Genomic DNA, 7184 nt, shown 5'->3' with positions numbered 1-7184 from the left:
CGCGGCGGGCCACGCCGGGCCGCCCGCCCGGGGGGGGCGCGGCGGGGGGCCCGCCGCCGCCCCGGGGGCCGGCCGGCGCGGCCGCCTACTACTTCTTCACCAGTCATGCCCACCGCCATGACCGGGATCGGGTCGTCGCCTTCCACCGGGAACTCGAGGCAGAACTGCGGCGCAAGGTCCGCCGGCGGGTCGAGCCGGCGGGATTTCTCGACGCCGAACGGATGGGCGGCGGGGAACACTGGCCCACCGCACTGCGCGACGCCGCGCGGACCGCCCCGGTCCTGGTCGCTCTGTGGTGCGACGACTACTTCGAGAGTGACTGGTGTGGCCGGGAGTTCGGGGTCTTTCAGGAACGGATTCGCCGGGCGACCGGGCCGGCGGGGAAACCGCCGGCGGGCATCATTCCGGTGCCCTGGCTGGTGCGGGAGGCGGACGTGCCCGAGGCCGCGCAGGAGCTGCACATCGCGCGGATCGATCTTGGTCGGAAATACGACAGCATGCCTGTCCTGGACCTGATGCGACACCCCGGGGCGTTCGCGGAGTATGTGAGCCTGTTGGCTTACCGGGTCATGGACGTCGCTCGCGACGAACTACCGCCGCTGGCGGCCGACGCAACCGAGCTCGTGCGTTCCCCGTTCCACCCCGAGTCGTGATGTACCGCACAGGATCGGTTGCCCGACCGTCGGCGCGCCGCGGGTCGGGAACGGAATCCGGGGACCGCCGGGGAAGAATGCGGTCTGGCCGGAGCTGGTCGCCGTGGATGTGAGAGGCACGGGTGTGATGGTGGGGCGGGCGCGCTGTCGTGGAATGCGACCCGAGGGGCGCCGGTGACCCCTTTCTTCCTCGTGCATCACGCCCTCGCCGGCGGCGACGGCAGCTATGTGCAACGTTTCGCCGGCGACGTGCAGGACGGCGTCTACGAGCGGCTCGGTCGCCGCGAGGCGTTCACCGGCGGGGTGGCCGGCGCGGAGGCGGCCGTGCCGGGCTCGCCGGGGCAGTCGAACGCGCAGGTGCTGTTGTCGCCAGTGCTGGTGGCGCTGTACTCCGACGCGTACTTCTCCGACCCGCAGTGCCGGGTTGAGTGGTCGCTGTTCCGGGAGCGGCTGCGCTGGCATCAGCATTTCACCGGGCGCCGCTCGCCGGCGCTGATCGGCGTCCCCTGGTCCATCCGGGCGGTGCCGCCGCCGGTGCCGATCCGGCAGACGGACATGATCGACGACGACTTCGGTGCCGAGTTCGCCGCGGGCGGAGCGCTGCGCCTGATCCGCGCCGCCCCCGCCTCGGCCGGCTACCGGCACCTGGTCGGGGCCGTCGTCGAGCTGATCGCGCGGGCTCGGGTGGACGGGCCGCCGTCGCTGTCCGAACGCGACGCCGAGCTCGTCCGGCTCTCCGGCCGGACCGCCTGGGCGGGCGGGGCCGCCGCCCAGGATCCGCGGCGGTCCGCAGCACGCGCGGCGTCGGGCCTCGGCGGGGAGCGCCGGTGGCGGATGGCCGATCCCGAACACACCCGGCGGCCCATCCTGCGTCGAGCCGGCGTCGCGGAAAGGGGCGAAGACGATGACTGAAGTGACCGGGAGCGCCGAGCTGACTGAGAGTGCCGAGCTGACCAGGAGTGCCGAGCTGACCGGAACGCCGGACCCCACGCAAAGCCCGGCGCACATCGTCACCTTCTACTCGTACAAGGGCGGCGCCGGTCGAACGATGGCGGTGGCGAACGTCGCCTGGCTGCTTGCCGCATCCGGCAAGCGGGTGCTCACCGTCGACTGGGACCTGGAATCCCCCGGCCTGCACCGCTACTTTCGGCCTTTCCTGCAGAACAAGGAGCTCGACAGCAGCGACGGCGTCACGGAGATGCTGGAGGGTTTCATCCGGGAGATCGACCGCCTGCAGAACGCCGGGCACCCGGGGCTGGAGCAGGCGGCGGGCCCGCCGGACGCGGCCGCCATCCGGGAGATCACCGCCCGTTACAGTGACTTTCGGCACAACGTCGAGACGATCGAATGGCCGGGTTTCCCCGCCGCCGGGCGCATCGACTTTCTCGGCCCGGGCCGGCAGACCGCCAAGAACGCCGTCGTCGCGGTCGCGCTGCCGTGGCCGGCATTCTTCGAGGACACCGACGGGCGGGCCTACTTCGCCGCGCTGCGCGACCGCATGCGCTTCGCCGGCTACGACTACGTCCTGATCGACAGCCGGACCGGAACCTCGGACGCCGCCGGCATCTGCACCCAGTTGCTGCCGGACACCGTCGTGGTCGGCTTTGCGCTGAACAACCAGTCGATCGATGGCGGCGCCGCGGTGGTGCGCCAGATCCGCGGCGGCGAGCGGCCCATCCGTATCCTGCCGGTCCCGATGCGGGTGGAGGACACCGAGCAGCGCAAGCAGGAGCTTCGCCGCCGGGCGGCCTTCCACGCGTTCCGCCCGGCGCTCGGCGACCTGTGCGGACCGGATCTCCAGGAGCAGCGGGCCCGCCTGATCGAGCTGGAGGTCCCCTACAAGGCCGCCTACGCCTACGAGGAGGTGCTCGCGACCTTCCTCGAGGACCCCGCGAGCCGGTCGGGCCTGCAGGCCGCCTACCGGGTGCTGACCGGTGTGATCACTGGGGATGAGCCGCTCTCCACCCGGCCGGTGCCCGCCGAGGAGCGGGAGCGGGTGCTGCGCGCCTTCGAGCACTACGGGCCGCCGGCCCCACGCTCCGTGGCGGTCTTCGGCGCGCCCGAGGACCGGCCGTGGGTCGACTGGCTGGTCTCCGTGCTCGCCCAGACCGGCGTGCGGGTTCGACCGGTGTCCCCGACCGCCGTCACCCAGGGGGACTTTCCCGCGGCGGACGCGCTGGTCGTCGTCGGCTCGCCGAACCTCGGGCCGGACACTCCGGGCGAGGCGGCGCTGCGTGCGGTGGTGCGCTCGCGTGGACGCGACGGGGTGGCGCGAGCCGCGGCGAGCATCATCCAGGTCGGCGTGACGCGGCTGGCCGACGACTACGCCAGCGCCGAGCTGATCGGGCTGACGACGCTGGCCGAGCGGGAGGCGGCGGTCGAGGTCCTCGAACGGCTGGCCCTGCCCGTCCCCGGGATCGGTCTCGGCGACCTCACCGCGGTCACCGCCCGCTATCCGACGCGCCGCCCGCGGGTCTGGACGATGCCGACGATGTTCAGCCAGCCGTTCATCGGCCGTCACGTCCTGCTCGACACCGTGCGCGACCGGCTGCTGCCCGGCGCTCGGGCCACCGGCCCGGCGCTGCTGCTCGGCGGCGACGGGATCGGCAAGAGCGCGGCGGCGGCCCAGTTCGCCCTTCGGTTCGGGGCGGACTACGACATCGTCCACTGGATCCCCGCCGGCGACGAGACGTCCGTGCGGCGTTCCCTGGCCGACCTCGCCGTCCTGCTGCACCCGGACAGCGACGTACCGCAGGCCCAGCGTTCACCGTCGGAGCAGCTCGAACGGGTGGCACTGGACGCGCTGCGCCGCGGCGACCCGTCGCCGCGCTGGCTGCTGATCTACGACGGCGCGGGAGACCCGGCGTCGCTGGCCGGGCTGTTGCCGACGGCCACGTCCAACGGGCACGTGCTGATCACCTCGGCCGAGCCGGGGTGGCGGGACCAGCCCGGCGCCCTGTGGGTGGAGCCGTTCGCACCCCAGGAGAGCCTGGCGTTCCTGCGCCAGTGGCTGCCCGCGGTCGACCGGGAACGGCTGGAACTGGTCGCCAACCGGCTCGATCATCGCCCGTCGGGTCTTCGCACGGCCGTGGGCCGGCTGCGCCAGGAGTGGCGCGGCGCGGAGATCGACGATCAGGCGGTCGACGCCTACCTGGCCCAGGCCGTCGGCGCCACAGCCGAGACGACGACCTGGACGGTGTCCTTCGAGACGCTGCGGTCCGCGGCGAGTTCGGTCCGTCGGGCGGCGGCCCGCCTGTTGGAGCTGTGCGCCTTCCTGTCCCCGCAGGGTGTCCCCCGCGGCCTGTTGGAGTCGCCGGTGATGCTGCGTCACCTGGCCGGCGAGGTCGGCGACGACACCATTGCCGACCCGACCGTGCTGCCCGAGTTGTGGGGGGAGATCCGCAAGCCCCGGCTGGCCGAGGTCGACGCCGTGCCGGAGGGGCGGTTGCGGCTGGCGGCGCGCTGGCAGTCGCTGCTCGTCGAGCGGATGGCTCCGGCGGCGCGGACGGCGGCGCGCGAGGCTGTGCTCGGGGTCTTCGCCGAGATCGCGCTGGCTGCCCCGCGGGCCGCCGACCCGGGGAGCTGGCCGATCTACCGGATGCTGGAGGAGCAGGTCCTGCCCTCCGGTGCGATCGACAGCCCGTCGCCGGCCGTGCGCCAGTGGCTGGTGTCCCAGGTGTATGCGATGTGGCGGTCGGGCCGGCTGGAACTCGGCCGGGACATGGCCGAGCGCACGCTGGACCGCTGGCGGGAGCTGTTCGGGCCGGACAACCCGCTGACCCTGCGGATGGCGACCCACCTGGCGATGCTGTTGCGGGACCTCGGCCAGTTCCAGGCCGCCTACGACCTCAACACCGACACCCTCGCCCGCCAGCGCCAGCACCTGGGCATCTACCACCGGCACACGTTGATCACCGCGATGAGTTACGGCATCGACAGCCGCGAGCTCGGGCGGTACGCGATGGCGGCGGCCGAGGACAGCAGCACCCTGCAGGGTTTCCGGGAGACCCTCGGCGACAACCACCTCGACACGCTCATGGCCGCGAGCAACCTGGCGCTGTCGACGTTCCTGGAGGGCCGCGCCCGGGAGGCGCTGGCGCTGAGCCAGGACACGATGGCGCGGCTGCGTCTGGTCGGCGCCGAGAACACCTCGCAGTTCTGGTGGTTGCAGGCGCGGGCGGGCATCTGCGAGCGCGAGCTCGGCGACCTGGAACAGGCCGAGCGGCTGCTGCGGCAGGCCGCGACGAGCCTCGCCGACATCGAGGGGAGCACCACCCACCTGACGCTGCGCTGCAACAAGCACCTCGCGGTCGTCCTGCGCCTGCGCGGCAGCGCGGATGCCGCCGATCACCTGGCGGCGGAGACGCTGCGACGCTACGTCGAGATCTACGGCGAGGCGGACCTGGGCACGATCGCCTGCCGGCTCAGCCGTGCGGGTCACCTGCACGCCCTGGGCGAGCATCACCGGGCCGCGGTCGAGGCTGACTCGTGCCTACGGGAATACCTGCGGCTACTCGGCCCCGAACATCCGTTCACGAATATCTGCCGGTCGAACCTGTCGATCTACCTGCGTGCCGACGGGCATTCAGCCGAGGCGCTCGAACTCGCCGAGCAGGCATATCACACGCTCACCGACGAACTTTATCTGCACCATCCGTTCGCCCTGGCCGCCGGGGTGAACCTCGGCGCCGCGCGGGTCGCGGTGGACGACGTCGACGAGGCCCGCCGGCTGGCGGCGGAACTGCTGCAGGAGGCCGAGATGTCCCTGGATCGGCATCATCCCCATCTGGCGACACTGCGCAGGAACGTGGCGGTGCTGGCCGCCGGGAACGCGGCTGGCGGGCGCGGTCACCGGGACATCGACATCGACATCTCCAGTGTCTGACCCGGTCACCGCTCCGCATTGGATTTTTGCGCCGGCCACCACCCGCCGGAACCCGGCAGAAGGAGGAGCTGATGGTGACTGTTCCCGATGACTCCCTGGCACCCAACATCTTCACCGCGCGGCATGTCGGCGACGAATACAACGGCATCATGCGGGAGTTTCGCGGGGCGGTCGCGATCGCTGGGGCTCAGCACATCGAATACTACGATCACGGGCTGCCGACGGTGGCGGTGGATCTGCTCGCCCACCCGGTTCTGGCCGAGAACTTCCGTGGTGCCCGCACGGTGGAGCGGGCCCGTCGGGACTACGAGACGATCGGCCGCCAGCTCAATCATCGGATGACCGAAATGAATGCCGCGCTGTTCGGTGTGGCCGGCGGTCGCCTCATCCGGACGGTCTTCGCGGCGCCCGACCGGGCGGTGCTGTACTTCGACGTCGACGAGGGGCAGTACATCGTCGGCGTGAGCCTCACCGCGCAGACCCTGGCGGCCGCCGACCTGGCGCTGTCGGAGGCGGCGGCGCGGATCCGGACGGCTCGGGGACTCGCCGATCCCAACTACGGCGGGTACCACCAGGGTGGCTACTACCAGTCACCGCTGGAGCCGTTGGCCACCGGAGCGGTCGACGCCCGGCCAGGGGACGACGTCGAGGGAGCGGCCGGGGGGGCGCCTGGGGGAGCGGCCCACGTCTTCGCCTCGCTGCCCCGCCCCTCGGTGCCGGTGTTCGCCAACCCCTGGGCCGCTCTGATCCACCGGCGCTGGTCGCCGCTGCGCGATGCCCGCGAAGAGCTGTTCCAGGCGCAGGCGGCGAACATTCTTCAGCCGGCCGACCTCCAGTACATCGCGCTGGTGCGCGAGGGTCGGGTGAGCGCCGCGGATGTGCTGGACCACAGCGACCTGAACGAATTCTTCGTCGGTCCCGGGCGGACCGCCCGGCGAGATGCCTTCGAGCTGGTCGGCGCCGAGTTCCTGGTACTGAGCGATCTGCTCGACGGGCTGCTGCGCTCGGTGCTCAACCGCCGCCTGACCCGCACCGTTCTCGACGTCGAGAAGGGCGCGCTGTATTTCCACCGGATCAGCCGGGACGAGGTTCTGCTCGGCGTCACCGTCGACCAGCGTCGGGTGGCCGATGCGGATCGGCGGTTCCAACTGCTCGTGCATCGATTCACCGCCGCCCGCGGGGAGTGACAATCGGTCTCGGCGCCGACGGGAACCCGTCGTTGGACGGGATCGCCGCAGATCCCACCGCGCTATTCTTCGTCGTGCAGGTTCCTGCGCCGCAGGACGCGCACCGGCGTGGTGGGAGGCTCCACCGATGGCACACGATCTGACCCCCCTGCCCGGCGGTCTGGTGGACCTCTGCGGGTTCGACATCGACCGGCTGGCCGCATTGTCCGGCCCGGTGTCCGGGGAATGGCTGCGTCAGGTCGCAGCCTGGGTCGGCTATCCGGCCGCGCCGCTGCCGCCTGCCCTCGCCGCCGCGTTCAGCGGCTCGCTCACCACCGCCGGATACCAGCCCCGCAGCCGCCTGTACGGCGAGGTGTCCGACGGCGAGGTCCGGCGCGGCCGTGACGCCGCCGAGCTGTCGCGTCCCGGCGAGACGGCCGCGTTCCCGGCCGGCCTGCTCCCGCCCGGTCCGCTCGGGAC

The 7184-nt window shown here is 72.3% G+C and carries 4 protein-coding genes and 1 pseudogene; all 5 read left to right on the top strand.

Annotated elements, in window-relative coordinates:
• A partial coding sequence (locus ND748_RS21040; RefSeq protein ID WP_251747708.1) for a toll/interleukin-1 receptor domain-containing protein occupies positions 1–653 on the top strand: 653 nt, incomplete at its 5' end.
• 174 nt (positions 654–827) lie between these two features.
• Complete coding sequence (locus ND748_RS21035) at positions 828–1565, top strand: hypothetical protein (RefSeq protein ID WP_251747707.1); 738 nt, start codon at positions 828–830, stop codon at positions 1563–1565.
• Positions 1558–5538 (top strand): FxSxx-COOH system tetratricopeptide repeat protein, encoded by a 3981-nt coding sequence (fxsT, locus tag ND748_RS21030; protein ID WP_251747706.1) that lies wholly within the window; start codon positions 1558–1560, stop codon positions 5536–5538. The genes ND748_RS21035 and fxsT overlap by 8 nt, the downstream gene beginning before the upstream one ends.
• Before the next feature lie 71 nt (positions 5539–5609).
• The gene (locus ND748_RS21025) at positions 5610–6725 is read left to right on the top strand and encodes a hypothetical protein (RefSeq protein WP_251747705.1); all 1116 of its coding nucleotides are present in this window, start codon (positions 5610–5612) and stop codon (positions 6723–6725) included.
• Positions 6726–6852: 127 nt separating this feature from the next.
• Positions 6853–7184 (top strand): annotated as a pseudogene (locus tag ND748_RS21020) (HEXXH motif domain-containing protein); the annotation flags it as partial.

Origin of the sequence: Frankia sp. AiPs1 (genome assembly GCF_023716945.1) — a bacterium.
GTDB lineage: Bacteria > Actinomycetota > Actinomycetes > Frankiales > Frankiaceae > Frankia.
Note: the sequence above shows the minus strand (reverse complement) of the source record. Positions and strands in the feature narration are given on the sequence as shown.

What these genes read in the sequence shown, in the direction of transcription:
- fxsT (WP_251747706.1), top strand. Translation starts at nt 1,558, where the DNA reads ATGACTGAAGTGACCGGGAGCGCCGAGCTGACTGAGAGTGCCGAGCTG.
- ND748_RS21025 (WP_251747705.1), top strand. Translation starts at nt 5,610, where the DNA reads ATGGTGACTGTTCCCGATGACTCCCTGGCACCCAACATCTTCACCGCG.